The organism is Azoarcus sp. KH32C (assembly GCF_000349945.1).
Lineage (GTDB): Bacteria > Pseudomonadota > Gammaproteobacteria > Burkholderiales > Rhodocyclaceae > Aromatoleum.
Map to the genome: position 1 here is coordinate 2,725,080 of NC_020516.1, position 25,143 is coordinate 2,750,222.

19 protein-coding genes are annotated in these 25,143 nt (G+C 62.2%); 8 read left to right on the top strand and 11 right to left on the bottom strand.

Going from position 1 to position 25,143, the window contains the following annotated elements; all coding sequences use genetic code 11:
- Position 1 precedes the first annotated feature (1 nt).
- The 7 genes from AZKH_RS11925 to AZKH_RS11955 all read right to left on the bottom strand — a co-directional run bounded on the left by AZKH_RS11925 (position 2) and on the right by AZKH_RS11955 (position 8,155).
- Positions 2 to 1,279, bottom strand: coding sequence for a nitrous oxide reductase family maturation protein NosD (locus AZKH_RS11925; protein WP_015436023.1), 1,278 nt, complete (start codon positions 1,277 to 1,279; stop codon positions 2 to 4).
- A 5-nt stretch (positions 1,280 to 1,284) separates the two neighbouring features.
- Positions 1,285 to 1,713: a transcription regulator gene (locus AZKH_RS11930; protein ID WP_015436024.1), complete on the bottom strand. Its 429-nt coding sequence runs from the start codon at positions 1,711 to 1,713 to the stop codon at positions 1,285 to 1,287.
- Between the two features lie 18 nt (positions 1,714 to 1,731).
- Positions 1,732 to 3,915, bottom strand: a complete 2,184-nt coding sequence (locus AZKH_RS11935) for a NosR/NirI family protein (protein ID WP_015436025.1) — start codon at positions 3,913 to 3,915, stop codon at positions 1,732 to 1,734.
- A gap of 224 nt (positions 3,916 to 4,139) precedes the next feature.
- Entirely contained in the window at positions 4,140 to 6,086 is a 1,947-nt protein-coding gene (gene nosZ, locus AZKH_RS11940; protein ID WP_015436026.1) for a TAT-dependent nitrous-oxide reductase, read from the bottom strand.
- Positions 6,087 to 6,231: 145 nt separating this feature from the next.
- Entirely contained in the window at positions 6,232 to 7,497 is a 1,266-nt protein-coding gene (locus AZKH_RS11945; protein WP_015436027.1) for a hypothetical protein, read from the bottom strand.
- A complete protein-coding gene (locus AZKH_RS11950; protein WP_041656116.1) occupies positions 7,494 to 7,709 on the bottom strand; it encodes a DUF2249 domain-containing protein in 216 nt (71 codons plus the stop codon). The genes AZKH_RS11945 and AZKH_RS11950 overlap by 4 nt, the downstream gene beginning before the upstream one ends.
- On the bottom strand, positions 7,706 to 8,155 hold the full coding sequence (locus tag AZKH_RS11955) for a hemerythrin domain-containing protein (RefSeq protein ID WP_041656118.1): 450 nt from the start codon (positions 8,153 to 8,155) through the stop codon (positions 7,706 to 7,708). Before AZKH_RS11955 ends, AZKH_RS11950 begins: the two co-directional genes overlap by 4 nt.
- Before the next feature lie 203 nt (positions 8,156 to 8,358).
- Between AZKH_RS11955 and AZKH_RS11960 the strand changes: the two genes are divergently transcribed.
- A complete protein-coding gene (locus AZKH_RS11960; protein ID WP_156822095.1) occupies positions 8,359 to 12,054 on the top strand; it encodes a DUF748 domain-containing protein in 3,696 nt (1,231 codons plus the stop codon).
- A 2-nt stretch (positions 12,055 to 12,056) separates the two neighbouring features.
- Positions 12,057 to 12,389 carry a 4a-hydroxytetrahydrobiopterin dehydratase gene (locus tag AZKH_RS11965; RefSeq protein WP_255345470.1) on the top strand — a complete coding sequence of 111 codons (333 nt, stop codon included), beginning with the start codon at positions 12,057 to 12,059 and terminating at the stop codon, positions 12,387 to 12,389.
- Positions 12,390 to 12,412: 23 nt separating this feature from the next.
- Here the strand turns inward: AZKH_RS11965 and AZKH_RS11970 are convergent, their stop codons facing one another.
- Entirely contained in the window at positions 12,413 to 13,684 is a 1,272-nt protein-coding gene (locus tag AZKH_RS11970; protein WP_015436032.1) for an O-acetylhomoserine aminocarboxypropyltransferase/cysteine synthase family protein, read from the bottom strand.
- Positions 13,685 to 13,942: 258 nt separating this feature from the next.
- Between AZKH_RS11970 and AZKH_RS11975 the strand changes: the two genes are divergently transcribed.
- On the top strand, positions 13,943 to 14,302 hold the full coding sequence (locus AZKH_RS11975; protein ID WP_015436033.1) for a hypothetical protein: 360 nt from the start codon (positions 13,943 to 13,945) through the stop codon (positions 14,300 to 14,302).
- Here AZKH_RS11975 and pabB read toward each other — a convergent pair.
- Entirely contained in the window at positions 14,296 to 16,080 is a 1,785-nt protein-coding gene (gene pabB / locus AZKH_RS11980) for an aminodeoxychorismate synthase component I (protein WP_015436034.1), read from the bottom strand. The two genes, AZKH_RS11975 and pabB, sit on opposite strands and share 7 nt — an antisense overlap.
- A 188-nt stretch (positions 16,081 to 16,268) precedes the next feature.
- On the opposite strand from pabB, the gene AZKH_RS11985 reads away from it, so the two are divergent.
- Positions 16,269 to 17,600 (top strand): diguanylate cyclase, encoded by a 1,332-nt coding sequence (locus AZKH_RS11985; protein WP_231874403.1) that lies wholly within the window; start codon positions 16,269 to 16,271, stop codon positions 17,598 to 17,600.
- A gap of 320 nt (positions 17,601 to 17,920) precedes the next feature.
- On the top strand, positions 17,921 to 19,738 hold the full coding sequence (locus AZKH_RS11990; protein ID WP_051071677.1) for a M61 family metallopeptidase: 1,818 nt from the start codon (positions 17,921 to 17,923) through the stop codon (positions 19,736 to 19,738).
- 4 nt (positions 19,739 to 19,742) lie between these two features.
- Here the strand turns inward: AZKH_RS11990 and AZKH_RS11995 are convergent, their stop codons facing one another.
- Together AZKH_RS11995 and lexA are read right to left on the bottom strand one after the other, a co-directional pair.
- Positions 19,743 to 21,134, bottom strand: coding sequence for an MATE family efflux transporter (locus tag AZKH_RS11995; protein WP_083903068.1), 1,392 nt, complete (start codon positions 21,132 to 21,134; stop codon positions 19,743 to 19,745).
- 149 nt (positions 21,135 to 21,283) lie between these two features.
- Positions 21,284 to 21,895 carry a transcriptional repressor LexA gene (lexA, locus tag AZKH_RS12000; RefSeq protein WP_041656122.1) on the bottom strand — a complete coding sequence of 204 codons (612 nt, stop codon included), beginning with the start codon at positions 21,893 to 21,895 and terminating at the stop codon, positions 21,284 to 21,286.
- Between the two features lie 150 nt (positions 21,896 to 22,045).
- On the opposite strand from lexA, the gene AZKH_RS26905 reads away from it, so the two are divergent.
- The 3 genes from AZKH_RS26905 to AZKH_RS12015 all read left to right on the top strand — a co-directional run bounded on the left by AZKH_RS26905 (position 22,046) and on the right by AZKH_RS12015 (position 25,142).
- Entirely contained in the window at positions 22,046 to 22,558 is a 513-nt protein-coding gene (locus tag AZKH_RS26905) for a peroxiredoxin (RefSeq protein ID WP_015436039.1), read from the top strand.
- A complete protein-coding gene (locus AZKH_RS12010; protein ID WP_015436040.1) occupies positions 22,524 to 23,003 on the top strand; it encodes a peptidylprolyl isomerase in 480 nt (159 codons plus the stop codon). The genes AZKH_RS26905 and AZKH_RS12010 overlap by 35 nt, the downstream gene beginning before the upstream one ends.
- 69 nt (positions 23,004 to 23,072) lie before the next feature.
- Complete coding sequence (locus AZKH_RS12015) at positions 23,073 to 25,142, top strand: dipeptide ABC transporter ATP-binding protein (protein WP_041656126.1); 2,070 nt, start codon at positions 23,073 to 23,075, stop codon at positions 25,140 to 25,142.
- The last annotated feature ends 1 nt before the right edge of the window (position 25,143 follow it).

The window sequence follows — 25,143 nt, forward strand, 5'->3', positions numbered from 1 at the left end:
CTCAGCGGGCGCCGGGGAAATACTTGCCAAGCCAGTCTCTCCAGTTGTCATGGGCAGGGCTCATGTTCGGCTTCGAGTCTACGACGCTCGGTGCGCGCAGCAGCGGAAACTGCCGGCCGACCAGGCGCAGCGTCTGCACCGCAGGGCTCGCGAGCAGCAGCTTCATCATCGGGTGCTGCCACGACAGGCGGTCGACGAGGTCGTTCGCTTCGTACGGGATGTCACCCTTGCCGTCGTCGTTGCGATCCCAGCCAAGATAGTTGCTCCAGTAGTTGCCGTCCTTGACGCCCCACAATTCGTCGCGCGCGCCGATATAGCGGACCTGTTCGCGATTGCTGATGAAATCGTTGTCCTCGACGGCGTTGTTCTTCGAACCTGCGGATAGGTGCACGCCGACGATGTTGTCGATCACGAGGTTGCCGCGAAGCGTGTTGTATTCGGCGTCGTAGATGAAGAAGCCGCGGGTGTTGCCGGCAACGATGTTGTTTTCGATGACGGAGTCCTGGATCGTGCGCAGCATGATGCCGTGATCCGAGTTGCCCCAGCTGCGGTTGTTGCGGACGATCTGGTTGCGCACTTCCATCAGTGCCAAGCCGCCGCGGTTCAGGTACACCTCGTTGTCTTCCCACAGGTTGTAGTAGGAATTCATGTAGTGCGTGCCGTAGCGGGAATGGTGCAGGCGATTGCCGCGAAACACGGCATGGTGCGAGACGTCGATGTAAAGCGCATCGCGCACGAAGCTGACCTGGTTGCCGATGATCTGCGCGCCGGTCGTGTTGTAGAGCTGGATGCCGTTGCCGCGGCTGGCCGAGCGATAGTCGCGCTTGCCGGTGATGACGTTGTTTTCGATGCGAACGTCCTTCACCTTCTCGATCCAGAGTCCGAACAGGTTGTAGGTGAGATCGCACGCCCGGACTATCGCGCGGTCGGCGCCAGGCTGGATGTAGACGCCGGCATTCTGCGCCCCGAGATCGTCGCCGGAATTGTTGATGATCAGGCCTTCGACGACGACGTCCGTGCCGACAATGCGGATCACGTCGCCGTGGCCGTCGCCATCGATGGTCGGCCGGTCGATTCCGCGCAGCGTCAGCGGCTTGTCGATGCGCAAACGCTCGTGATAGCGCCCGCGGGCGAGCAGGATCGTGTCCCCGGCGGCGGCATGGTCGATCGCCGCCTGGATTGCGTTGCCGGGGGAAAGGCGCCAGATTTCTGCGGCTGCGGGAGGACTGACGAGCAGCGCCAGGCAGGCAGCCGAAATAAGGCGGGTGACGGCCTTCATCAAGCTCACGGCGTCAGAAGCCCCAGCGACTTCAAGCCGATGAACAAGGTCGCCCCAATCAGCAGGTTCTTGAAGCCGACGTAGCAGATCATGTCCATCGTGTTTGCGACACGATAACGCCGTCCCCACCACGGGCCATCCTTCACGTAGGGCTTGGAGCCCAAGCGCACGACGACTTCGAACGCGCTCCAGCCGAACCACCAGCCGATCAAGGCACCGGCCTCCATCTGTCCCATGGCTGCCAGCACCCACACGACGCTCGCCGCGAGTCCCAAGGCCATGCTTGCGGCCTGCACGGCGCGTTGACGCTGGAAACCATGGTGACTCCATGGCCACAGGTGATCCCAAACTTCGGCGGCGACCCAATGCATCGCGCTGCTTGTGGCCGCGTACGGGGGCTCGATGGGGTCGGTCGGCATTGTCGGATTGACCATTACAGACTGCTCCGAAAGTCAGTGATTCGATGCCGCGACGTCCGCGCGCGCGGCGACCGGCTTGATCGGGATGAAATAGCCGTCGGCGCCGATCGGCGTCAGCGACAACCCGCCCTTCGTGCGGCGCTTGCGCTCCTGCGACAGCGGCGGGCATGCATGGGCATCGGTATACAGAATCATACAATCGAGGCAGTGCAGGCATTCGCGGTGATCGATGCGGCCGTCCTCGTCGATCGCCTGAGAGCCGCAGCCCACCGCGCAGGCCTTGCAAGAATTGCACTCCTGCTTGCGCTTGAGGCCGAACCAGCGGAAGGTCGAAGGCATCGCGAGCGACGCGCCGAGCGGGCAGAGGTACTTGCAGAACGGGCGCTCGATGAAGATCGACAGGCCGAGCAGCGTCGACGCGAACAGCGTATAGGGCCAGCTACGGTTGAAGAGGCCCACCAGGAAGGTCGTCTTGAATGGTTCGATCTCCGCGAGCTTCTCGGCCAGCCCCATCGAGAAGACGGACACCGTCAGCAGCCCGAAGAACACGCCGTACTTCACCCACTTCAGCCGGTTGTGCCACTTGCGCGGCAGCTGGAACTGGAATCGCTTCAGGCCCACCAGCCGGCCGACCCGGTACAGCAGCTCCGAGAGCGAGCCGAAGGGGCACAGCCAGCCGCAGAAGAGTCCCCGTCCCCAGACGAACACCGTGATGATGATGAAGATCCAGAACAGGAAGATGAACGGATCGGAGAGGAACAGTTCCCAGGTCCAGTGGAAGAGCAGGGCGTGGAACCAGGTCAGGACCTGCGTCACGGAAGGTTGCGCCAGCATGCCGAAGCCGACGAAGCCGATGCTGATGAGCCAGCCGCTGTACTTGAAGGCATTGACTGGCCAGCGCCGGTTGCGCGTCGCGCGGCGCGTCAGCCGATCGCGCAAGGCATACACGGTTGCGACGGCAAGGAGCAGTGCGACGAACAGGCCGATCTCGACCGCGCGTGTTTTCCAGACGCGGACCCACGGTGCGTCGGGTTTCACGACCTCGGGCCGTCCGCCCTGCAAGTAGGTCGCCGGCAGCCAGTATTCTGTGTCGAAGTTCGCGAAGCTGCGGGCGCCAGTCGCACGGTCGACGCGATTGCCGAGGAAGACGAATTTCCACGGGTAAGCCGCGGAGAAGGCCTTTGAGCGAATGATGAAGATCGACGATTCGGTGAAGGCCGGGGCGCCGGGGGCCGCGATTCCATACAGGTTCGCTGCGTCGAGATCGCGGAAAGTGAAGGAATCGCCGTCTTGGCGGATCTGGACGCGGTCGTAGATGCCGCCCCGCACGAAGCCCGAACCCTTGAAGGATTGGGTGCCGTCGGTGCGGATCACGAACAGCGCATGCTCGCCTTCCTTCAAGCTGGCCATCAGGCTGCGATAAGGTCCGTCGCCCAGAATTGCACGGCCGATGTCAGGCTGATTGAGGTAGCCGAACCAGAGCTCGATAAAGGGCTTGCCGCCGCGCGGCATTCCCACCTGCTCGGTACTGACGACGAGACGTTGGACGCTGCCTTCCTTTACGAGCGCCGCCCAGTCCGGTTTCGCGCCCGTCTCGACGAGTTTCGCCTGCTCGCGAATCGTCGGCTTCAGGATCCCAACCTGCCGGGCGACTGCAGTGCCCGATTTCATCATCACCTGGTTCTGTGCGATGACGGTCACGGTCGCGCCGGAGATCGCGTCCAGGCCGATGATGTTCTCCGCGGGTCGCGACTGGCCGATCTCGATATTGCTGCCGATGAATTGGCCGAGATACTGCTGGTTGAAGCGGACCAGTGCCGATTCGGGGATGCCCAGGAGCAGGATCGGTTCCGAATGCTTGAGGATCTTCACGCCGACGAAGTGCCCCTGCGTGTCCATCCCGATCAGCGTGATCACGGGCTTGCCGGAGTAGGCCGGCGTGTCCGTGATGTCGGTCGACAGCATCACATAGCCGACGAGCTTGCGTTGGCCATTCTGTTCGGAATACCCCTCCACATAGGGCGGCTGACCCTTGCGTTCCGAAAAGACGGTCGCGCCCGGCAGCACTTCGTTGCAGGGCACGTACTTGCACAGATCGGGCGAGCTGTTCATCTCGGCCGGCAGCTTCGCCTCGTAGGTATCGGCGAAGGCGGATGAGGGCGCAAAAAAGACGACGATGGTGAGCAGGAACAGGCGAATCAGGACCGGAAGCTTCATCACGGTTACCGTTGGTGAGATTGCCGCAAGTCTAGGAATCCCGCCCCGACCTGTAATTGTTTCCGGTCAAGTTCATTTGGGGAAAAGTACTTCGCGTGGCAGAAGCGCAGAAAAAAGAGGGGCCCGAAGCCCCTCGAAAACAGTCACCCATCGATGCCCCCGCTCCCGGGGGCGCGGACCAGCGCCGGAATCCATGCTATTCCGGCGCGGTTCAGTCGGAGCGCTTACAGCTCCACAATCATGCGGCTACGCATCTCCAGGTGCAGTGCGTGGCAGAAATGCGTGCAGTAGCACCAGTAGATACCCGGCTTGTCGGCCTTGAACGTGACCGACTTGGTTTCCTGCGGGTTCACGATGAAGTTGATGTCGTGCTTCGGAATCGCGAAGCCGTGCGTCAGATCCTCCACCTTGTCGTGGTTGGTCAGAATGATCGTGACCTCATCGCCCTTCTTGACCGTGAATTCCGGCATGCTGTAGGCGGGCGCCTGGCCGGTGAGTTTGACCGTGACCTTCTTGCCATCGCGGAACACGCCCGAGTCCTTCGGATCCTTCACGGCGTTCGGGAACTCGTCCATGTTGTACACCTGACGAGTCTTGATGATGTCGCGACGGACTACGATCGAGTCATGCGGCTCCGACAACACCGAGTGGTCGGCCACGAGCTTCATCTTGTCGCCGCTGATGTCGATCATCTGCGCCGTTTCCGGGTGCAGCGGGCCGACCGGCAGGAAGCGGTCCTTCGAGAACTTGTTGTCCGAGATGAAGAACTTGCCGTCGGCTTCCTTCGTTTCGCCCATTGACGTGAAGCCGTGGCCCGGCTGGTAGTGCACGTCGATGCGGTCGAGCACCACGGTCACATTCTTGTCGCCCTTGTACGCCTTGATCGCGGCTTCGACGTTCCACTTCACGATCTGGCTGTCGAGGAAGAGTGTCGTGTACGCGTTGCCCTTGTTGTCGAAACCGGTATGCAGGGGTCCAAGGCCAATCTCGGGCTCGGCGACGACCGTGTCGCGCGGTTCCTTGATTTCGCCTTCGAACCACTTCAGCACCAGCTCGTGCTCGATCACCGTCGCGGTCGGCGAGAGCTTGCCCGAGCAGGCGTAGTACTTGCCGTCGGGGCTGATATTCACGCCGTGCGGATTCTTCGGGATGGGCACGTAGCAGGTCAGCGCCGTCTTCGGATCGGCGTTGGCGGCCTTGCGACCGTCGACCACCGGCACCTTCGAGTCGCCGATGTAGGTGACCTTGCCGGCCTTGACCGCTTCTTCGATACGCGCGACGTTGAAGAACAGGCAGGCGTCCCGCTCGACCGACATCATCTCGGGGTAATGGACACCCATCTCGGTGTTGTACTGGTTCGTCGCCGCCAGCTTGCCGTCGTAGGAGGTCGCGACGAGGTCGCAGTTGCCGTCGATCAGCACCTGCCAGCGGACCTGCATGGTCTCCGAGTCGACGCAGCTGAAGAGCGAACGATACTCGGCGGTCTTTTCGATATTGTGGCCGTTGTTCGGCAACGGAATCGAGAACTCGGCGCCGCAGAAGACGCGCGTCGTGTGATTGATCGAGGCGTCGACCGGGTCCCGCTTGTCCGGGAAAGTGCCGTGGAAGCCTTGCACGTTCGGCAGCTCGGTGATCTTGTCGCACTCCATCGTGTCGAGACGGACACGGGCCAGGCGACTGTTGATCTTGTCGTTGACAAACAGGTACTTGCCGTCATACGTGCCGTCGGTGTACGACGGATGCACGTGGTGGGTGTCGCCGGTCTGATACTTGAGGCTGCCGTCCGGCTTCGTGCCAATGATGGCCTTCGATTCGTTCGTGATGCCCCAGCCGACCAGACAGTCGGTATTGAATACCGGGATGCATTTCAGTTCGCGGCCTGAAGGCAGACCATAGATGCGGACGTTGCCCGAATGGCCGCCGCTTGAGAACGAGTAGTACGTGTCGAGTTGGCCCGGCGCGACTTCATATTTCCCGGCCTCTGAAGCTGCGGCGGGAGCGGAGGCCGGCGCCGCGGCGGGAGCGGCCTTCTCCTCCTGCTTGCATGCTGACAACCCGACGGTCATGCTCGCGCCGGCAAGGCCGGCAAAGGCGGCGGTGTTGAGGAACTTCCGACGGCTCACGTCTGGTTGGCCGTCATGCTTCTGGTCCTTGATACGGTCCTGGCTCATCTGTGACTCCCTTCTGATAATCGAAACTTGCATGCCTTGGCGCACTTCGCGAATCTGGCAATCTGCAGGTTGGGAGGCACTCTAGGGACCGGGGGACGCGAAATCCTTGATCCCGGTTAAGAATGAAGATTTGTCGCGATGGCGCTCAGGCGGCCGCGCGAACGGCGCGATAGGCGCGCAGCACCTTGACCGTGTTGGCGGCGAGCAGGACGAACTCGGCGATCAGCACCAGGCCGGCGAAGCGGATCCCGAGCGGGTGGCCGACGACAGTTGCCGCGAGCAGCACGACAATCGCGGCGCCGTGGAGCGAAAGGTGTCGCTTCACCGGCGCATCCGGCTGCAGCTTCTTCATGTTCGGCGCCTTCCCCAGATCCTGCGTCAGATGGAGCCAGGCGAGGAAGGGGATGATCTTGTACAACATGCCGACAATCACGCTGACAAAGCCGCCATGCAGGATCAGGATGCCGGCCAGCACGGGCCACAGCGCTCCGTCTGACTGTTGCGCAAGCAGCACGCAAGCGAGCCCGGCCATGAAGGACCCCATGCCGAGCTGGAACGCCCGCATCGTCACGTCGGGGACGGTACGTCGTGACTGGCGTTGCAGGCGGACGGTGGTCACTGCAAACAGGATGCAGGCCGCTGCGATCGCCAGCAGCAAGGCGAACTCGGTCGCATCGTGCCCGGTAAGAACCGCGGCGCTCCAGGCGACGAGCACTGCACCCGTGCCGGTTGCCCAGAAGCGGGTCATGTGCGCCGGGTAATTCGGCGTGATCTGGAACATCGGCACCACGACCCAGCTCGTCGCGGCCAACAACATCCCGGCGCCGCCGAGCAAGGCCCACCCTATATGCAGCTTCAGCGCCGTCAGCAGGGGCAGGGTGACGCGGCCCGTCACGACGAGCGCGAGCGCGATGCCGAGCGATACGGCGACCGCGAAGCCGCCGAGCGCAAGGCGCAGATCGCGTGGCGTCGCCTGTGCGATGGGCGCCCGACGCAGTCCCACCGTCGCGGCAATCAGAAACAGCGTCAGCGCCGCGCCGAGGAGAACCATCGCGGGCAGCAGCATGACCTGAAAGCCGCCGCCGAGTCCTAGCGCGAGCAAAGCGGCGCCGATGCTCAGCCCGCCGTGAACGAGCGCCGAAACGGTCCCTGACAACGGAATTACCGCCCCGGCAACGACCGGCAATACCTGGAACAGCGCGCCGAGCATCACCGACAGCATGAAGCCGACGGCGATGAGATGCGTCAGCGCTAGCGCGCCGGGCGTCCAGCGCGAATCGAGCAGTTCAGGCATCCCGAACAGCAGAGCCCCGGCCGCAACTCCGAACAGCGGCGCCGTGAGGAAGAAGCGCAGCGGCGTCGAAAAGCAGGGCGCCGCATCGTAGCTGAGGCTCTGGCCGGGGGGCATCATGGATAGTCGATCCTCACTTCGACCGAACCGTCATCCTGCACGCGACTCTCATGTCGGTATCCGTCCCGGTCGAGAAGCCGCAGCAGCGGGTGCGGCATTCGATCCAAGAGAAGCAGAAAACCTTCCCCTTTCTGCAGGTCGGCAATCGCGTCCATTGCCAACTCGAAAGGCTGGGGAGGCTCCAGGCCCCGTGCGTCGATGACCTTCGTCATGCCTGCGCCCCGGCACCGAGCCGGTCCTTCAGGTCGGACGAGAGCTCTGCGCCGGGCAGATGCGCGTCGCACATCGGATACAGGATGTTCTCTTCTTTCATGTTGTGCTGCTGCATGAGGATCAGCAGCGTTTCCGATTCGCCGGCATACTCGTCCGCGTCCTGGTTGCTCAGAGCCTCGTGCATCCGCTCGAGCGCGCTGCGCATTTCGGTATGCTCTCCGCGCATGACGTACGTCGGCCCTCCGGCCATGCCGGTTGCCGCTTCGAACTTCGGGAACAGGATGGACTCCTCGGCGTCGAAGTGGGCCTGCAATGCGTCGACAAAGGTTTGCAGCGCGCTCTTCGCGTCGTCCCACTTGCCTTTGGAAACAGCGGTTTCGGCGCGAGCAAAGGCCTCGTCGCAGGCACGGTGATCATCGGTCATCAGGGCGGTAATCTGGGTCATGGTCGGCTCTCCGGTCAGGTGTCTCAATTGTCCGAGATCCAATCTCTCCCTCCTTGATCAGTATCAAACGGGTTCAGATTCCGGATGAAGTTACTTTTTGAGCCTGAAACGCCCGCTTGCACCGTCGATTCACAGCCGCCGTGCGGCCTGATAGATTCCCGTCATGGGCTTTCTGACTGACGCCCCATTCCATGGAGCAATGCATGACTGCTGAAGGGAAGGAACGCCGCATGCGCATCGACCGTGTCCGTGCCTACCGCGCTGCCAAATGGCTGGTAGGCATACTCGTTACGATCGCCCTGCTCGGGTTTTTCGTTCTTCCTCCAATCGTTCGCCATTTCGCGGAAAAGGCGATCGCCGAATTCACGGGGCGGTCGGCGAGCCTCGAAGAAGTCAGCATCAACCCCTTCGCGCTGTCGCTCACGGCTCGCGGCGTGCACCTCGCGGAAGCCGATGGACGCCCGGATGCCTTTTCGCTGGGCAGCCTGTACGTCAATATGGAAGCCGAATCCATCTTCCGTCTTGCACCGGTATTGCGCGAGGTACGCGTCGAAGCACCGCAGATCCACATCGCGCTGCTCGAGGGGGGCCGTCACAGCTGGACCGACGTCGTCGAAAAGATCGCCGCCCGGCCCAAAGACGAGAACGAATCACCGGCGCTGTTTTCGCTCAACAACCTCCAGCTGATCAATGGCGCGGTGCTCGTCGACGACCAGACGACAGGCGTCAAGCACGAGCTCACGGCGATCAATATCGGCCTGCCGTTCATTTCCAATCTCCCGGTCAAAATCGAGCTCTTCGTCGAACCCTCGATTGCCGCGACAATAAATGGCCGTCCGATGCAGATTTCGGGGCGAAGCCGGCCGTTCAGCACGACGCGGGACACCATTCTCGACTTCAAGCTCGACAACTTCGATCTCACACCGTATCTGGCGTATCTCCCCTTCAAGCCGGCCTTCCGCGTCCCTTCCGGGCGCGTTTCGACCGACCTAGAACTGTCGTTCGCGGAGCCGCAGACCGGGGAGCCCGCGGTCGCGTTGAAAGGAACCCTCGAGCTCGCCGACTTCGAGCTGCAGGACGATGGCGGCAAGCAGCTCCTCAAACTCCCGTCGCTCACGATGGCCCTCGTGGACGTGCAGCCCCTCGCAGGAAAGATCCATCTGGGCGAAGTGTCGATGCCAGGAGCGGAAATCGATCTCGCAAGGCTCGATGACGGCCGGCTGAACCTCCAGCGGATACTTCCGGCGCCGACCGCCGAAACTTCATCCGCCCCCAAGCCTGCAGCGCCGTCGGCGGCGAAAGCTGAACCGGCCTTCCTTCTGGACCGCTTCGCCCTCAGCGGCGCGACCCTTCGAATTGAAGATGCCGGTACCGGAGGGGCGCCGTTCCGCACGGAACTGCGCGATCTCTCCATCGAGGTCAAGAATCTCGGGAACGCCCCGGATGCAGTCACGGACATAACGGCGGCATTCGTCACCGACAGTGGCGAGCGCTTCACCCACGAGGCAAAGCTGAAAGTGGCCGGGCGCGAGATCGAGGGGAGGGCCGTGGCCGAAGGTTTCGGCGTCGGCCGCTATCTGCCGTATTACGCCGACCAGATCCCGGGCGGCGAGATCCGCAATGGCCAGCTTGACGCCACCGTTTCCTACGCGGTGAAAGCTGCGGGCGACACTGTTCTCGTCTCCGCAAAGGCCGAATCGATCGCGCTGCGTGACTTCGAGATCGGACTCAAGGGCCAAAAGGGCACACTTGTGAAGATTCCGCGCCTCAGCGTGAGCGACGTTAGCGTCAATCCTGCCGACCATACGCTGGGGATCGGTTCGATCGAATCGACGGGAACGGTCATCAACGGCATCCGCGACAAGAATGGGCAACTCGACGCCCTGAAGCTCCTGGGAGACAAGCCCCCCGGCACCACAGCCCAGGCAAAAGCCCCGCCCAAGGGCGCCGCGAAAGCCCCCGCCAAGACCGCCTCCATACCGGCCACGCCCACCTGGAACCTTGCCCTCAACCGCCTCGCCCTGAACAACTGGTCGATCCGCTTCGAGGACCAGACTCAGGGCACGCCGATCGTGATGCAGGCCGAAGAATTCAAGCTCACGGCGGACGGCATTAGCACCGCAAAAGGCGCGACGACCCGTATCGACCTTGCCACGCGCGTGAACAAGCGCGGCCGGATCGGCGTCACCGGCTCGGTCGCGCTCGATCCGCTGAAAGGCGATCTGCGGCTGGACCTGCGCAGCGTGGATCTCTTGCCCCTGCAACCCTACGTTGCCGAGGCCGTCAACATCGCCATTTCCCGTGGCCAGCTCACGACCCGCGGTGCGCTCACCTTCGATCAGAAGCGAGACGGCACTATCAAGGCAAGCTTCAAGGGCGACGTCGGTGTCGACGACTTCGCATCGATCGACAAGCTGCAGGCCACCGATTTCGTCCGCTTGCGCCGTCTCGCCGTGACCGGAATAGACCTGCGTACTGAACCACCGGCGCTGGCCATCGCCGAAATTTCGCTCAACGACTTCTACACCCGCCTCATTCTCGATGAGAAAGGCCGCCTCAACCTGCGCGAGATCCGGGCACAGGGCGAATCGGGCGACAAGACAACGGCCCCCGGTCCGACTGCTCCGCCCGCGCCGTCCACCGCACCGACTAAGGCGCCGGCCCAGGCGACCCTTCCGCCCCCTCCCGAACCGGTCGTCCCAATCGCGATCGGCAGGATCGCCATCCAGAAGGGCAACATCGCCTTCAGCGACCGCTTCATCCGCCCGAACTACGACGCCAATCTCACGGGAATGGAAGGCGAGCTGACCGGCCTGTCGTCCGACCCGTCCACGATCGCAAAGCTTGATCTGCGCGGGAAGGTCGACAACAGCGCCCCGGTGACGGTCGCCGGCGAGCTGAATCCGTTCCGGCAGGATCGCTACCTGAAGATCGCAGCGTCGGTGAAGGACTTCGAGCTCACCGGCATCTCGGCCTATTCCGGCAAGTACGTCGGATATGGCATCGCCAAAGGCAAGCTTTCGGCCGATCTCAACTATCGCATCGAGGATCGCAAGCTCACCGCCACCAATCGGGTCTTCCTCGATCAGCTGACCTTCGGCGACGTGGTCGAGAGCCCGGATGCGCTCAAACTGCCGGTGCGGCTCGCCGTGTCGCTGCTCAAGAACAGCCGCGGAGAAATCGACCTCAGCGTACCGATCGGCGGCTCGCTCGACGATCCCCAATTCAGCGTGGCCGGGATCGTCTTCAAGGCATTCATCAATCTGATCGGCAAGGCGATCACCTCGCCATTTTCGCTCCTCGGCTCCATGTTCGGCGGGGGCGAGGAGCTGTCGTATATCGACTACGCCCCAGGCCGCGCAAACCTCGAGAAGGCCGCGACGGACAAGATCGCCAATCTCGCACATGCGCTGGCCGATCGCCCCGCGGTCGAGCTCGAAATCACCGGCCGTGCGGACCCGGCGACCGATACCGAAGGGATCAAGCGGGTGCTGCTTGAACGCCAGATCAAGGCGGCTAAACTCAAGGAAATGCTGCGCAAGGGCACGGAGGCGCCTTCACTCGACGACGTCCCGATCGACACGACGGAGTATCAGGTCTTCTTGAAGCAGGTTTACCGCGATGCCGATTTCAAGCGCCCGCGCAATGCGATCGGACTGCTGAAGGACCTCCCGGCGGCGGAGATGGAGGCGCTGCTAATGGCAAATACGCCGGTCGACGACAACGCCTTGCGCCAACTCGCGCAACTGCGCGCCCAGGTGGTCAAGGATGCGCTCCTGGCGGACGGAAAGGTGTCGGCAGAACGCATCTTCGTCCTGAATCCCCACATCGAGGGACCGAGCGGCGACGAGGCAAAGGAGAGCGGGGCAGGCCGACGCACACTGTTCAGCCTGAAGTAACGTTGGACACCGCTCGGCGCATCAGGATTAAGGAGGACTCCATGATCTCAAAGCTAACCGCTTCCGAACGGCAGGCCGCGCTAGCCGCCTTGCCGTTATGGGCCGAGATTCCCGACCGCGACGCAATCCACCGCTCGCTGCGCTTCAAGGACTTCAACGCAGCCTTCGCGTTTATGACGCGCGTGGCGCTGATGGCCGAAAAGATGGATCACCACCCGGAATGGTCCAACGTCTATAACCGGGTCGACATCACGCTCAGCACACACGACGCAGGCGGCCTGAGCGAGCGCGACCTCGCGCTCGCCCAGTTCATCGATGCCGCCGCGCCGGAATAGGGCGCCGGCCGCGTATCTTCCCGTCAGGCGGCTGCCAGAGCCTGATCCAGGTCCGCGATCAGGTCGTCGATGTGCTCGATGCCGACCGACAGGCGGATCATGTCTTCCGACACGCCGGCGCGCACCAGTTCCTCGGGTGACAGCTGGCGATGGGTGGTTGAGGCCGGGTGGCAGGCGAGGGTCTTGCAGTCGCCGATATTGACCAGTCGGGTCACGAGCTTCAGCGCATCCTGGAAGCGACCTCCGCCTTCACGCCCGCCCTTGACGCCGAAAGTCAGGATGCCCGACGCACGGCCGCCCATGTAGCGGCGGACGAGCGGATAGTCGGCGTGATCCTCGAGGCCCGCGTAGTTAACCCAGGTGACTTTCGGGTGAGCTTTCAGATGGGTCGCGATCTTCACCGCATTCGAGCAGATCCGGTCCATTCGCAGCGCCAGCGTCTCAATGCCCTGAAGGATCAGGAAGGCATTGAAGGGCGAAATCGCGGCGCCCATGTTGCGCAAGGGAACGACGCGGGCCCTGGCGATATAGGCCGCAGGACCAAGCGCTTCCGTATAGACCACGCCGTGATACGAAACATCCGGTTCGTTCAGCCGCTTGAAACGGGCCTTGTGTTCCGCCCAGGGGAACTTACCTGAATCGACGATGATGCCGCCGATCGAGTTGCCGTGGCCGCCGAGGTATTTCGTCAGTGCATGGACGACAATATCCGCACCGTGTTCGAACGGGCGGCAAAGATACGGCGACGGTACGGTGTTGTCGACGATCACAGGCACGCCGTGACGATGGGCGACCTCCGCCAGTTTTTCGAAGTCCGTGATATTGCCGAGCGGGTTGCCGACCGATTCGCAAAATACGGCTTTCGTGCGATCGTCGATGAGCCGTTCGAATGCGTGCGGATCGCGATAATCGGCAAAGCGCACCTGGATGCCGTACTGCGGCAGCGTGTGCGCGAAGAGATTGTAGGTGCCGCCGTACAGCGTGCTCGACGTCACGATATTGTCGCCGGCTTCGGCAATCGTCAGGACGGCCCCCGTAATGGCTGCCATGCCCGAAGCCATCGCGAGCGCGGCGATTCCGCCTTCCATTGCCGCAACGCGTTTTTCGAGCACGTCCTGTGTCGGGTTCATGATGCGGGTGTAGATGTTGCCCTGGACCTTCAGGTCGAACAGGTCCGCACCGTGCTGCGTATCGTCGAAAGCATATGACGTCGTCTGGTAGATAGGAACTGCGACCGCCCGGGTCGTCGGATCGGGCGAATAGCCACCATGTACGGCGAGCGTTTCAAGTTTCATGCGTCGGTCTCCTTGTAGGCACGATGCCGCTTTGAATAGCGTGGCAAGTATAGCGACACGCCGAATTGATCAAAAACGATAGCAAACAAATACCTAGAATACCCGATATTAGTACCCAGAATCGGGTATTTGACTTCAAATGTTACCCAAATCGAATTGCCAGGTTAGTCAAAATTCTGCAAACTAAAATCTTCGGTAGAACAGGCAGCGAACGGGTTCGTAGAAACCGGCTGCAATACTTCGCGGGAGGGGGAAAGAATGGAGACGTTGGCGCAGGGCGAAAAGGTGGCAACCTGGCTGGAGTTGGCAGTCGCCCCGGAGTGGCGACGAAATGGATTCAAGGTACGGGTCCATGCCGTCGGGCTCGAACAGGGGGGATGCTATACCATTTCGCTCGATGATCGCTGGCTATGCATGAGCAATGGCGGAATCACCGTGTTCCACGGGCTCAGCACCGCGTTGCATTTTCTGAAGTTGCACGGAATCGAAAACTTCGAACCCGGCGAGGCGGTCGATCAACGCTTCGCAAGCCAGGTGATCCGTTACTGCCTATGCACGGACAAGGGCAACACCTTGCTCCGTTGCAACTGCGCGCAACGCTGCCGCCTCACTCACTGAGTTTGCACAAGGCGGGCCGGCACGAGCCCGCGCAAGGCGTTTGACAGATGGATCACACTGGCGGCCCGCAGGTCGGCCAGCGTGAGACGCTGTTCGAATGCCACGCCCTCGTCGAGCAGCTTTCGGCGATAGACGCCGTCCAGCACACCGCTTGCGAGCGGGGGAGTGAGCAGATGGCCGTCTCCGCTGTCGAGATACAGCGTCGAGCGCGCGCCTTCCGCCACCTCTCCGTCCTCGTTGAGAAAGATCACGTCGAAGTGGCCACCCGCCATGGCTCTGCGCAGTTCTCGATCGTAGCGTTCGCGGGCAGTTGTCTTGTGCCGTTGCAGCAGATCGGTGCTCGACACGCGTTCCTGCGACAGGATTACGGTGGGGAGGGGGCTCAAGGGGATCGCGTCGAGCCCGGCGACGATCACGGCAATCGACCCGTCGGCCGAAAGCTCAAGGCGAACCCGATGAGTGCCGGCGAGGCCGGATGCCACCTCATCGAGCTTTCGGCACACGGCTTGCCGATCGAAGGCAAAACCGAGCTCCGCCGCTGAGCGCTGCAACCTCGCCAGATGTCCTTCGAGCAGCGGATACGGATCGGGCATCCCGGCTTCGCAACGCAGAGTCTCGATGAGGCCGAATGCGGGTTTCAGGCCTGTTGCGAAGCGCCCTTTGAGCAGACATTCGGCCCATTCGGCAGCCGGGTCGGAGTCGGCGACGATTCCGCTCCCGATGCCGAGCCGGACATCCCCGGAGCCCGCGATTTCGAGCGTGCGGATCGGCACGCTGAGGCGGAAATCGCCGTCCGGTGCCAGCCATCCCAGACCGCCGCAGTAGATGCCACGCGGCTCTTCCTCCAAATCGTGGATGATTTCCATCGCGCGGATCTTCGGCGCCCCTGTAATCGAACCGCAGGGGAAGAGGGCACGCAGGATGTCCCCGAAGGGCGCGGAAACAGGGCTTGCCGTGACGGTCGAAGTCATCTGCCAGACGCTCGGATAGGGTTCGACGTCGAAAAGGCTTTCAACACGGACTCCGCCCGCCGGGGCGAGTCTTCCGAGATCGTTGCGAATCAGATCAACGATCATGACGTTTTCCGCGCGATTCTTTTCGGATCCCGCCAAGGCCCGGGGATCGCTGTCGCGCGGAGCGGTACCTTTCATCGGTCGACAGACGAGTCGCTCGCCTTTTCGTTCGACAAAGAGCTCAGGGGAGCGGGACAAAATCGTCCCGTCAGGGTCGTGCACCAGAGCGCCGTATTTGACCGGCTGAGCGTCCCGCAGCGCCTTGTACAAGGCTATCGGACTGCCGTAGGCCTTTGCCCGCATCGAGAAGGTGAAATTGACCTGATAGCAATCGCCGGCGGCGATCAGCTGCTGAATGCAAGACACTCTTTCGACATATTTTTTGAACTGAAGTGTCGCCGAGATCCGGGCAAGTCCGGCGACTCGCTCATGTTCGTCCTGTGCCAAAAGCGAGGCGTCGATCCTGCCTGTTGTCTCTTCCGCACCGAGTCGTTCGGAGTCTTTGAAAACCCATGCGGTCAGCAATGCTGTGCCGGGCTGCAGGAAAGAATGCAGTCGCGGCTCCAGTGCGTAGCCAAGCTCGTAGCGAAGCGCGAGGGCCACCCAATGGCCCTTTTCGCGTCGGGCTTCGATTCGAGCCAAGACATCCGGGAGCAAAGCCGGATCATTACATTCGACGCGCTCGACGAGCCCGGTCAGCAGAAGATCGCCCGTGCCGTCCAGGTTATTGTCGAACAGAGCAAAACAGCTGGCGTTATCGAACATCGGAAAATCTACGGTGGGTGGAGGAGTCCGGCCGCGCGGGCCCGGAATGCGCGGCGATCCGTTGCACCTCACGAGGATGGGGATCTTACCGCATGCAGCCGAGGTCCGCCGGAGGATGGCGCGTGCGGGTAAAGGGCATCAAGTCATTTCCGCGAGCCGCGAGATCGGGTCGATGTGTTTGGCATTTCTTGTCGAAAATCGAATATCATTACCATTCAAGAATAATTCCTCTCATCTCTCTGCTGAAGGGCTGGCCGCGCCTGATGCTTCGATCCCGCATCACATTGTCCATTTTTCTCGTGGTGGCGTTTTCGGCCCTGACCACGATTGGTCTCTGGATGCTCGACGGAGTGCTCGCCGCGGGTGAAATCGATCAACGCTCAAGCGCCGCCGACAGTATCTTCCTGCCGTTTCTGCTTGTCTCCCTGACCTTGCTTGCGTTTGTCGTAGCGTGGGCCATCTGGCCGCTGCTGCGCGCGCGCAGTAGTTCGCAACTTTATTTCCTTCGGGGTGATTTCGCCGGGCGACGCCGATATGGTCGGCGCCGGGGCGGTGCGGGTGAACGTTCGCGGAGCGAGGTCGCCAACTGCTTTTTCCCGATCAGCGAATACTCGCTTGAAACCTATAAGGCGGCGATGGATCTTGCTCCGGCCGCAATCATTATCACCAACTCGCGCGGCCGCATCGAATACGCCAATGACACGTTTGTGAAGAGCTCGGGTTACGAGCGGGAAGAGATCATCGGCCGCAGCCCGGCCATGTTCCAGTCAGGACGTACCGATGACGCGGTGTACCGGAGTCTTTGGCAGACGATCCTGTCCGGCCACGTGTGGCGCGGCGAAGTGCTGAATCGGCGCAAGAATGGCGATGAATGCTGGGACAACATCGCGATTTCGCCGCTGCGGGATCGCTTCGGCCGGATTTCGCATTTCGTTGCGGTGCGGGAAGACGTCACGGAACGAAAGGGGCGGGAGGAAGACCTGCGGCAGCTCGCGCAGATCGATCCGCTGACCGGTATCGGTAATCGTCGCTTCCTGCTCGAACGTGCGGAACACGAACAGATGCGAGCCGAACGCTTTGGAACGCCGTTGTCCGTGTTGCTGCTCGACATCGATCATTTCAAGCAGATCAACGATCGGCACGGGCATGCGGCCGGCGATGAAACGATCCGCCAGGTCGCTCGTGCCTGTGTCGAAACCGTGCGGGAGATCGATGTCGTCGGGCGCTACGGCGGCGAGGAATTCGTGATCGTGCTGCCGGGTACGGACCTCGACGGGGCGCGAGAACTTGCGGAGCGTCTTCGCACCACCATTGCCGGCATCGCCCTGCCCGGATCCGACGGCAATCCCTTCGAATTGACCGCCAGCATCGGCGTGGCAACCTACGGGCCGGGCGACGAACTCGAACACCTTCTTGCGGCAGCAGACGCGGCCCTCTATCGAGCGAAGAGTCTTGGGCGAAACCGAGTCATTGCCGTTACCGACGGCTTCGAACTGAAAGGCCGTCCCGGCGCGAATTGACGCTTATCCCCATCCTACGTGAGCAGTGCTGTGGATAAGGTGTTGGGATGCGCGGTAGCTATCTGAAGCAAAAGGGAATGTTTCGTCTGCTCAAAATCCGGGCAATATTTCGAGGGCATTGACGATTGGCCCTTCCGGATATCCCCAAGCGCCGTGAGCAGCTTTGTGGATAACTTGTGGGGATGGCGGCTATTTCCCTGACCCACAAGGCAATGTTGCGGCTGCGCAAAAATGAGGCATCGGCGCAACGGGTGCAATTGCTGAGCAGGGCCGCGCGACCGGCTAAAATGACGGCCTTTCCGCTTGAGCCTGCGTGCACAATGCCGACATCCGGTCCTTCTCCTGTTCGCTATTCGATCAATCCCGTCAATCCCGAAGCGCACCTGTTCGAGGTAACCTGCACGGTCGCCGACCCGGATCTGTCGGGGCAAGTATTCCGCCTACCCGCTTGGATTCCCGGGAGTTACATGATCCGCGAGTTCGCGCGAAACATCGTGACGCTTCATGCAACATCCGCGCACAAGCCGGTCGCGATCGAAAAGCTTGACAAGCACACCTGGCGCGCAGCACCGCTGCCGGAGGGCGAGGCGCTGACGCTGACCTACGTCGTTTATGCCTGGGATCTTTCGGTGCGCGCCGCTCATCTCGATGCGACGCACGGTTTCTTCAATGGCACGAGCGTGTTTCTCGCCGTCGACGGTCGAACGGATCGCCCTTGTCTCGTTGAACTGCAGCCACCGCGGAAGGAACTGCTGAAGACATGGCGGGTCGCTACCACACTCCCGCGAGCCGTCGAGCAGACCGATGCGGCGGCACCGATGGGCTTCGGACTCTACCGCGCCGACAATTACGATGAATTGGTCGATCACCCGGTTGAAATGGGGACGTTCGATCACGTGTCGTTCGAGGCGGGCGGTATCTTGCACGAGATCGCCATTACTGGACGTCATGATTGCGATACCGAGCGTCTCTGCAAGGATTTGTCGCGAATCTGCAGCTGGCAGATCGAGCTTTTCGGCCGACCCGCACCGGTTCAACGATACCTGTTCCTCGCGATGATCGTCGGCGACGGTTATGGCGGGCTCGAACATCGTTCGTCGACCGCGCTTTTGGCGAGCCGGGCCGATCTGCCCTACCGGGGAATGAACGGCGAGTCGGACGGCTACAAGAACTTCCTGGGCCTTTGCAGCCACGAATATTTCCATACGTGGAACGTCAAGAGAATCAAGCCCGCGGCCTTTACGCCCTATGATCTCGCCAACGAGAACTACACGCGACTGCTCTGGGCATTCGAAGGCTTCACCTCCTACTACGACGACCTCGCCCTGGTGCGCTCGGGCGTCATCGCGATCGAAGATTATCTCGCGCTGCTCGGCAAGACCATTTCAGGCGTTCTGCGCACCAGCGGCCGACTGAAGCAGAGCGTGGCCGAGTCGTCCTTCGACGCCTGGATCAAGTATTACCGGCAGGACGAAAATGCCCCGAACGCAATCGTCAGCTACTACGCGAAGGGTGCGATGATCGCACTCGCACTCGATCTGCAGTTGCGCAAGGCGAGCGCGGGGCGGGTGAGCCTTGATGACGTCATGCGTCTGCTTTGGCAGCGCCACGGTCTGACGGGAAAGGGCGTGCCTGAGGGTGGCTTGTTTGCGCTCGTCCACGAGGTCGGAGAGCGCGGGGCGGTCGGAAGCGGGCGGCGCATCGGCCGTTGGCTGCGTGAGGCGGTCGAGGGGACAGACGACCTTCCGCTCAAAAAACTGCTCAAGCCCTTCGGCATCACGTGGCAGGCCGAACCGAGCGCCAAACGGCCCACGCTGGGGATCAAACTCGCAGGCGGCAACGGCGAGGCCAAGCTCGCAAACGTATTCGACGACGGGCCTGCCCAACGCGCCGGCTTGTCGGCAGGAGACGTTCTGATCGCTATCGACGGCCTCAAGGTCAGCAGCGGCAGTCTGGACGCCGCGATCGCGCGGCGCGCAGCCGGTGAGCAAATCAGGATCCACGCATTCCGGCGTGACGAGCTGATGGAGTTCGATGTCACTCTGGAGGCGGCGCCGGCGGATACGGTCAAGCTTTCGCCGCTCAAGCGCCCGTCCCCGACGACGGGGGCTTTGCGCAAGGGGTGGCTGGGCGCGTAATCAATCAGGCGGCCTGCGCGTGCTGTGTAGATGGGGGCGTCGCTTGCTGGCGACGGGTGATGATCTGCAGCAAAGTACCGAACAGGATCGATGCAAGCACGGTCGAAATCACGCCGGCTTCCCAGAAGCCTGCGACGTTGGGGGCCTCTTCACGGCCTGGGGCATGGAAGGCGAGCCAGTATCCACCAACCAGTCCGACGCCCCAAAAGCACACCGCGTGCATCAGCATCGGCACGAAGGTCACCTTGTAGCCGCGGAGCGCGTGTGCGGCCACGGTCTGGACAGCATCGAAAAGCTGGTAGATGCACACGTAGACGATCAGCGCCAGAGCGACGGTGCGTACCATCGGATCGTCCGAGAACAGCCCTATGACGCGTTCCCGCGCCAACCATAGGCCGACGCCGATAAGCGACACGAGCGCCGAGGTCAGGAGCATTCCGACCCGCACCGTCGCCCGGGCGCGGCCCCATTCACGAGCGCCTGCGGCCTGACCGACCAGTACGAGGGTCGCAATGGACATCGCGAGCGGCAGCATATAGACCAGGGCGGCGAGGTTCGCGACGATCCGGTGACCCGCCACCGGCTCTGCGCCGAGGCGAGCGGCAAACAGGGATATCAGCGTAAACGAGGAAACCTCGATGAAGGTGGAGAGACCCATCGGGATCCCGAGGCGAAGCAGCGCGAGGAGTTCCGTTCGACGCGGGCCGCACCAATTGGCCAGCAGCCGGTAGGGCCGATAGAACGGATTGCGCAAGAGGTAGACCGTCGCGCAAGTGAGTCCGAGCCAGTTCACACAGGCGGTCGAGATGCCGCTGCCGAGCACGCCGAGCGGCGGCAGCCACAGGTGGCCATGTACGAGCGCCCAGGCGAGCGGAATGTGAGTCATCGCGACGGTCAGGCTGATGGCCATCAGTACGCGCGGCCTTCCCAGTGCGTTGTTGAATGCGTAGAAGGTGCGGTAGAGCAGGACGGCAGGAAGCCCCGCGGCCGTGGCGAGCAGATATCCGCGAGTCCGTGTACTGACATCTCCGGGAACTCCGGTCAGTTCGAGCAGACGATCGGGGAACGCGAGCAGGATCATGCCCGGCACAGCGAGCATCAGGGCAAGCCAGAGGCCTTGCTGCAGGGTCGGGCCGATTTCCGCGATGCGTCCGGCGCCGTAATGATGGGCCACCGTGGGTGCGACCGCCTGCAGCACACCGACGAGCAGCATCGCGACGGATATGTAGAGCCCGCTTCCCACCGCGACAGCGGCGAGGTCGAGAGTACCAAAGCGGCCGACGATCACGGTGTCCGCAACCATCATGCTCATGGACAGCAACTGGGCAATCAGCACGGGCCAGGCCTGATGGAGCAGGCGGCGGGCGATCTCGGGGGACGAATCTGGAGAGCTCACGGGTATGGCCGGAGTTGGGGAGCGAGGGGCCGGCGGCCCGTTGTGTTCCGGAACGGGAGTCAGTTTAGCCAACACGGGCAACCGGATGCCATGGGCAAGCACGGCTGTTGCGGTTCGGTGCGCCCGGATCCCGTGGGCTTTAGCCGACCTTACTGCAGACCGTTCCGAAGCAAGCCAACGGCGATGCCTTCGATGGTGAGCGGGTCGGAACGCGTATCGACGACAATCGGCTGAAAGTCGGGATTCGCCGGTAAGAGGCTGATGATCGGCCCGTTCCGGGTGAAGGTCTTGACGGTCACGTCGTCATTGACGCGAGCAACGACGATCTGGCCGTTCCGCGCCTCGGGGCTGCGATGAACCGCCAGCAAATCTCCATCGAGAATGCCCGCGTCGCGCATGCTCATGCCCCGCACGCGCAGCAGGTAGTCGGCGCGCGGGGAAAACAGCGCGGGATCGACCTGGTGGCGGCCTTCGACGTGCTCCACCGCGAGAATGGGGCTACCTGCCGCGACTCGACCGATCAGTGGCAGGCCGAGGCCTTCGGCCAGACGGATACCGCGGGCGCGTCCTTCCTCGAGCAGGATCGCCCCTTTGGCCGCGAGGGCGCGAAGATGACTCTCCGCCGCGTTCGGGGAACGAAAGCCGAATGCCGTACACACCTCGGCGCGAGTCGGCGGACGGCCCTCCGATTCGACCGTCTGGCGAATGAATTCAAGGATTTCGGACTGGCGGGCGGTGAGCCCTGGGTCGTGGCTCATCATCATTTCTCCATTTTTACCTGTATTTTTAAACAGTTGCTCTCAATTGGCAAGCCCGAAAATGAGTTCGAAACGGTATGGCGCAAGAACTGTGACGCGAGTAGAGTTCGCTTCGTGTCTCGGCTAGAATCCAACGCACGTCAGGGAGATCACATGCTGCAGATCGGTGACATTGCTCCAGCGTTTTCATTGCCTGATGCGGACATGGAAACGTTCGACTTGGCCGCCGAGCGCGGCAAGCATCATGTGGTCCTCTACTTTTACCCCCGCGACAATACGCCGGGATGCACCTTGCAGGCCGCCGACTTCAGTGATCATGAAGAAGAGTTCGCCCGCCACGATTGCATCGTGATCGGTGTTAGTCCCGACGATTGCCTGACCCACGCCGAGTTTCGTGATCAGCACGGGTTGTCCGTACGTCTCCTTTCGGACGTCGAGACGGAGGTCTGCCGGCTCTATGATGTCTGGCAGCCCAAGGAAGTCGATGGTGTGAAGAAGATGGGCGTGATGCGGACAACCTTCGTCATCGACAAGGAAGGAACAATCCGCCACGCGCTCCGCGACGTTGCGCCCCGCGGCCATGTGGCCGGGGTCTTCGAATTGGTCAGGAATCTGGAAGCAGAGAATAGAAATGGAAATCGTCAAGAACACCGTCGTAACGCTTAAATATACGGTCCTCGATCCCGATGGCAACACGATCGACGACGGTCATCAACCGCTCGTTTACCTCCACGGCGGTTACGACGGCATCTTCCCGATGCTGGAAGAGGCGCTGCACGGCAAGAAAGTCGGCGATCAGCTGAAGGTCAAGCTTCAGCCCGAAGATGCATTCGGGGACTACGATGAAGAACTGGTGCTGGTCGAGGATGTCAGTCAGTTCCCGGAGAACATCGAAGTGGGCATGTCGTTTGAGCGCGTGACCGACGACGGCGAAGAAGACATGCTCTATCGCATCACCGATATCGCCGACGGCAAGGTTGTCGTCGACGGCAACCATCCTCTGGCTGGTACCGCGCTGGTCTTCGACATTACCGTCACGGAAGTGCGCAAGGCAACGGCCGAAGAACTGTCGCACGGCCACGTGCACGGTGCTGGCGGACATCATCACTGATCGGTCCGATCGATCGGTGAACGGGGCCGCGCAAGCGGCCCTTTTTTTGACCTATTCCTCCTCGTGCCCATGACCGCTCTATCAGCGTCCGCTCCTTCCGCAACCGCAGATCGTCAAGCTGCCGGAACGGTCCTTGTCGAAGTCGAGGAGCTTCGGGTCAGGATCGGGGCAGGGGACTTGCCGGTCCGTCCCGTCGACGGCGTCGGATTTTCGATCGCAGCAGGCGAAACCTTCGCCTTGCTTGGAGAGTCGGGCTGCGGCAAGTCGATGACGGCCCTCGCGCTTCTCAGGCTTCTTCCCGACGGCGGCCGGGTGGACGGGGGACGGGTCCGGTTTGGCGGCGTCGAGTTGCTGGCGCAAACCGAGGCGCAGATGCGTGACGTGCGCGGCAGGCGAATCGGGATGATCTTCCAGGAGCCGTCGACAAGCCTCAATCCTGTGATGACTGTGATGGCCCAGATCGGCGAAGTGCTGGACCGCCATCGCGGCCTGCACGGAGCCGCGGCCAGGCTCGAGGCGCTCCGCCTGCTGGAATCGGTCGGGATTCCAGACGCGGAACGGCGCCTCGACGATTACCCATTTCAGTTTTCCGGCGGCATGAAGCAGCGGGTGATGATTGCGATGGCGCTCGCAGGCGAGCCGGAACTCCTGATCGCCGATGAACCGACGACGGCGTTGGACGTGACGATCCAGGCGCAGGTGCTCGATCTGCTTGCGAAGCTCCAGGCGGAGCGCGGCATGGGGATGCTCCTGATCACGCACGATCTTGGTGTCGTCGCAAAAATGGCGCATCGCATCGGTGTCATGTACGCGGGCGAACTCGTTGAGACCGCGAGTCGTTCGGACTTCTTTCGGCGTCCGCTTCATCCCTATTCGCGGAAGCTGTTCGCCGCACTGCCGACCGAAGGACAACGTGGCCACCGGCTGTCGGCCCTGCCTGGTCACGTTCCGCCACTCGACCGTGGATTTGTCGGATGTCGATTCGCGGACCGCTGCCCCCAGGTATTCGAGCGCTGCCATGGTGAAGCTCCGGCCTGGCACCAGCTTGAAGCGCAGGAGGTGCGTTGCCATCTCTACGAGCCAGGTTCGGAACGTGACGCGGACGTACCGACGGGGGCATCCTCCGCACGCTTCGACGAGGCCGCTTCCGGCTCACGTCCCGTGCTCGACGTGCGTCAGCTGAAGGTCCACTTTCCCGTGCGCAAGGGCTTGTTGAAACGCGAGGTTGCGAGCATCAAGGCCGTGGATGGGATCAGTCTGCAAGTGATGCCCGGGCGTACGCTGGCACTCGTGGGGGAGTCGGGTTGCGGCAAGACCACCGCCGGCAAGGCGATCCTGAAACTGATTGCTCCGACCGATGGCGAAGTGCTGTTGGACGGGAAGCGCTTGGCCGAACTATCGGGCTCGGCCTTGCGGGAGGCTCGGCGGGAGTTCCAGATGATCTTCCAGGACCCGTTCGCCTCGCTGAATCCACGAATGCGTGTGGGCGAGATCATTGAAGAGGGTATGGTAGCGCTCGGCGTCGAACGCGATGCGCAATCGCGGACGCGGCGCGTCGAGTCACTGTTGCAACGTGTGGGTCTGCGCTCCGAAATGAAGCTGCGCTATCCGCACGAATTTTCCGGCGGTCAGCGGCAGCGCATCGCCATCGCCCGCGCCCTGGCCGTGTCGCCGAAGCTCATCATCTGCGACGAACCGACCAGCGCGTTGGATGTGTCGGTTCAGGCGCAGATCCTGAACCTGATGCGGGACCTGCAGAGCGAATTGGGCCTCGCCTACCTGTTCATCACCCACAACCTCGGCGTGGTGAGCTGGCTCGCTCACGATGTCGCGGTGATGTATCTGGGCCGCATCGTGGAGCGTGGTCCGGTCGATGCGGTCCTCGGGGCCCCGGCGCATCCCTACACGAGTGCGCTGCTCGCTGCCGTGCCGAATATCGAGCGTGACCAGCCGATTACAGCATCTGGCGCTTCGCGCACGGGGGGCGGGGCCGAAGACCTTCCGTCACCCCTCAGGCCGCCGGCCGGTTGCCATTTTAATCCGCGCTGCCCGCGCGCAACCGATATCTGCCGCAAGCAGTATCCGGACGAAACGCAACACGGGCCGGGGCGCGTGGTGCGTTGTCACTGGCCTGAGTAGG

Excerpts from the sequence above, each read along its gene's own strand:
- AZKH_RS11935 (WP_015436025.1), bottom strand. The coding sequence starts at position 3,915 with ATGAAGCTTCCGGTCCTGATTCGCCTGTTCCTGCTCACCATCGTCGTC.
- AZKH_RS11960 (WP_156822095.1), top strand. The coding sequence starts at position 8,359 with ATGACTGCTGAAGGGAAGGAACGCCGCATGCGCATCGACCGTGTCCGT.
- pabB (WP_015436034.1), bottom strand. The coding sequence starts at position 16,080 with ATGTTCGATAACGCCAGCTGTTTTGCTCTGTTCGACAATAACCTGGAC.
- AZKH_RS12010 (WP_015436040.1), top strand. The coding sequence starts at position 22,524 with ATGGAAATCGTCAAGAACACCGTCGTAACGCTTAAATATACGGTCCTC.
- nosZ (WP_015436026.1), bottom strand. The coding sequence starts at position 6,086 with ATGAGCCAGGACCGTATCAAGGACCAGAAGCATGACGGCCAACCAGAC.
- AZKH_RS11975 (WP_015436033.1), top strand. The coding sequence starts at position 13,943 with ATGGAGACGTTGGCGCAGGGCGAAAAGGTGGCAACCTGGCTGGAGTTG.
- AZKH_RS12015 (WP_041656126.1), top strand. The coding sequence starts at position 23,073 with ATGACCGCTCTATCAGCGTCCGCTCCTTCCGCAACCGCAGATCGTCAA.
- AZKH_RS26905 (WP_015436039.1), top strand. The coding sequence starts at position 22,046 with ATGCTGCAGATCGGTGACATTGCTCCAGCGTTTTCATTGCCTGATGCG.
- AZKH_RS11970 (WP_015436032.1), bottom strand. The coding sequence starts at position 13,684 with ATGAAACTTGAAACGCTCGCCGTACATGGTGGCTATTCGCCCGATCCG.
- lexA (WP_041656122.1), bottom strand. The coding sequence starts at position 21,895 with ATGATGAGCCACGACCCAGGGCTCACCGCCCGCCAGTCCGAAATCCTT.
- AZKH_RS11955 (WP_041656118.1), bottom strand. The coding sequence starts at position 8,155 with ATGACCCAGATTACCGCCCTGATGACCGATGATCACCGTGCCTGCGAC.
- AZKH_RS11930 (WP_015436024.1), bottom strand. The coding sequence starts at position 1,713 with ATGGTCAATCCGACAATGCCGACCGACCCCATCGAGCCCCCGTACGCG.
- AZKH_RS11990 (WP_051071677.1), top strand. The coding sequence starts at position 17,921 with ATGCCGACATCCGGTCCTTCTCCTGTTCGCTATTCGATCAATCCCGTC.
- AZKH_RS11945 (WP_015436027.1), bottom strand. The coding sequence starts at position 7,497 with ATGATGCCCCCCGGCCAGAGCCTCAGCTACGATGCGGCGCCCTGCTTT.
- AZKH_RS11950 (WP_041656116.1), bottom strand. The coding sequence starts at position 7,709 with ATGACGAAGGTCATCGACGCACGGGGCCTGGAGCCTCCCCAGCCTTTC.
- AZKH_RS11925 (WP_015436023.1), bottom strand. The coding sequence starts at position 1,279 with ATGAAGGCCGTCACCCGCCTTATTTCGGCTGCCTGCCTGGCGCTGCTC.